The sequence below is a fragment of the Streptomyces montanisoli genome (assembly GCF_017813245.1).
Classification (GTDB): domain Bacteria; phylum Actinomycetota; class Actinomycetes; order Streptomycetales; family Streptomycetaceae; genus Streptomyces; species Streptomyces montanisoli.
In genome coordinates this window covers 1-2,324 of the sequence record NZ_JAGIQL010000333.1, presented here as the reverse complement: position 1 = coordinate 2,324, position 2,324 = coordinate 1, and the positions used below count along the sequence as shown (strand labels likewise).

The 2,324-nt window shown below is 76.8% G+C and carries 3 protein-coding genes; 2 read left to right on the top strand and 1 reads right to left on the bottom strand.

What is annotated here, in order from left to right; genetic code table 11:
• Positions 1 to 400, top strand: a 400-nt coding sequence (locus JFN87_RS34620) for an ATP-binding protein (protein WP_372449337.1), incomplete at its 5' end; no start/stop codon positions are given.
• Positions 397 to 1,104 (top strand): response regulator, encoded by a 708-nt coding sequence (locus tag JFN87_RS32925; protein ID WP_209346159.1) that lies wholly within the window; start codon positions 397 to 399, stop codon positions 1,102 to 1,104. The genes JFN87_RS34620 and JFN87_RS32925, both read left to right, overlap by 4 nt.
• 492 nt (positions 1,105 to 1,596) lie before the next feature.
• On the opposite strand, the gene JFN87_RS32920 is transcribed toward JFN87_RS32925, so the two are convergent.
• Positions 1,597 to 2,324 (bottom strand): aminodeoxychorismate/anthranilate synthase component II (locus JFN87_RS32920; protein ID WP_209346157.1); only part of this gene is annotated, 728 nt, incomplete at its 5' end.

The following is a 2,324-nucleotide window of genomic DNA, read 5'->3' as shown; positions in this document are numbered from 1 at the left end:
CCCCCCCCCCCCCCCCCCCCCCCCCCCCCCCCCCCCCCCCCCCCCCCCCCCCCCCCCCCCCCCCCCCCCCCCCCCCTCCTCCAGCCGGAGGCCGCCCTCCCCACTCCTCCGGCCCCCGGACTCCGGCCCCGTGCTCTCCCGTCCCGCCCCCCCCGCCGGCGACGACCCGGCCGAGGTGATCGTCACCGTCAGGGACGACGGGCCCGGCATCCCCGAGGGCCGCCTCGCGCAGGCGGAGGGCGAGGGCAGGCTGGGGGTCGCGCAGTCCATCCGCGGACGGCTGCGTGACCTGGGCGGAAGCGCCGAGCTTGTCTCCGTGCCCGGGCAGGGCACGGAAGTGGAGATGAAGGTCCCGCGCGCGAAGGCCGGGGACACGAGGACACGGGGGAGAACGGCATGACGGGTCAGGACGCGGTGGACACGGCTGATGCGGCGGACGGCGGCGCACCGGTCTCGGTGATGGTCGTGGACGACCATCCGATGTGGCGCGACGCGGTCGCCCGCGACCTCGCCGAGGCGGGCTTCGACGTCGTCGCGACGGCGGGGGAGGGGGCCCAGGCCGTCCGCAGGGCGCGGGCCACCTCGCCGCAGGTGCTCGTCCTCGACCTGAACCTGCCGGGCCTGCCCGGCGTCCAGGTGTGCAAGGAACTCGTCGGCACGCTCGCGGGCCTGCGCGTCCTGGTGCTCTCGGCGAGCGGCGAGCATGCGGACGTGCTGGAGGCGGTCAAGTCGGGCGCCACGGGCTACCTGGTGAAGTCGGCGTCCACGGCCGAGCTGATCGAGGCGGTGCGCAGGACGGCCGTCGGGGACGCCGTCTTCACGCCCGGTCTCGCGGGCCTGGTACTCGGCGAGTACCGCAGACTGGCCGCGGAACCTGGCCCGCGCACACCCGACGAGCCGAAGGCGCCGCAGCTCACCGACCGCGAGACCGAGGTGCTGCGCCTCGTCGCCAAGGGCCTGTCGTACAAACAGATCGCGGAGCGCCTGGTGATCTCGCACCGCACGGTGCAGAACCACGTCCAGAACACCCTCGGCAAGCTGCAACTGCACAACCGGGTGGAGCTGGTCAGGTACGCGATCGAACGAGGCCTCGACGACGCCTGACCGCGTTCGGCAGGGCGGGCGTGTCCGTCGCGGGCGCGCCTGCCCTGCCGCCGGTGTCCGCGACCCGTGGGCGCGCCCACGGGTCGCGACCCCGCCAAGAAAGACACGTCGCGCCGTACAGGCCGTGGACGTACGGGGCTCGGGCCGGTCTGGACGGGCGGACCGTGTGGCGGACGGCGGGTTCCGGCCCGTTGTGCGGGCCGCAGCCTGGTCGCGGGTCGCCCCGCCGGGGGCGGACGGCCGCCAGGCCGGGGCCGGAACGCGATTGCGGGCCGTTCAGGGCCAGGCGTGGGCGGTCCCTGTGGGGCCGGGCGCCGCGCCGCCGGGCGCGGGTGCGGCTGCTGCCCCGCCGGTCGCCGCGACCCGTGGACGGCCGGCGCGTGCCCTCGCGCGGCGGCCGGGGTTGTCCATCGGCCCCGGGCCGCAGCGACAGCCGGTGGCGCCCGCCCTTGAGCGGTGTTCTGCGTGCCCCGCGCGGGCCGCGGCGGCCGGTCACACCGGACGCGGTGCGTCCGCCTCGCGTGCGTGGGTCAGGAGACGCGTGACGATGCCCACCCCGTCCAGCGTGAGGACGGACTCCGCGTGGAACTGCCATGACGCGAACCCCGGGCCGCGTACCGCGTGCACCTCGTGCGTCGCCGCGTCGCGCGCCACCTCGATGCCGTGTTCCGTGAGCTCCGCCGCCGTCTCGTCGTCGCACCGCGCCGTGAAGCTGTTGTAGAAGCCGACCGTCTCCCTCTCGCCGAAGAGGTCGATCGCCACCTGCGCGCCCTGGTGCGGCTCACGCTTGCGCACCACGTCGAGTCCCAGCTCCGCCATCAGCATCTCGTGGCCCAGGCACACGCCGAGCACGCCGCGCTTGCGTGCCGCGATCAGGCCGGCCGCGAGCGACCGCATCGTCCGGATCCGGGGGTCCGACGCGTTCGTCGGGTCGCCGGGCCCCGGGCCGAGCACCACCGGTCCCTCGTGGGCCAGCAGCGCCGCGCCGAGCCCCGGCTCGTCGTGGCGCCGCACCGTCACCGCGAGCCCGGACGAGCGCAGCAGGTGCGCGAGCATCGCCGTGAACGTGTCCTCACCGTCGACCACGAGCGCGTGCCCCGCGGCCGGCGGGCACGCGCACGACTCCCGCATCCTCAGCCAGAACGGCGCCAGGTCCGCGCGCCGCGCGTCGAGCGCCGCCCGCACGCGCGGGTCACCGGCGAGCCCGGGCGCGGGCGCGG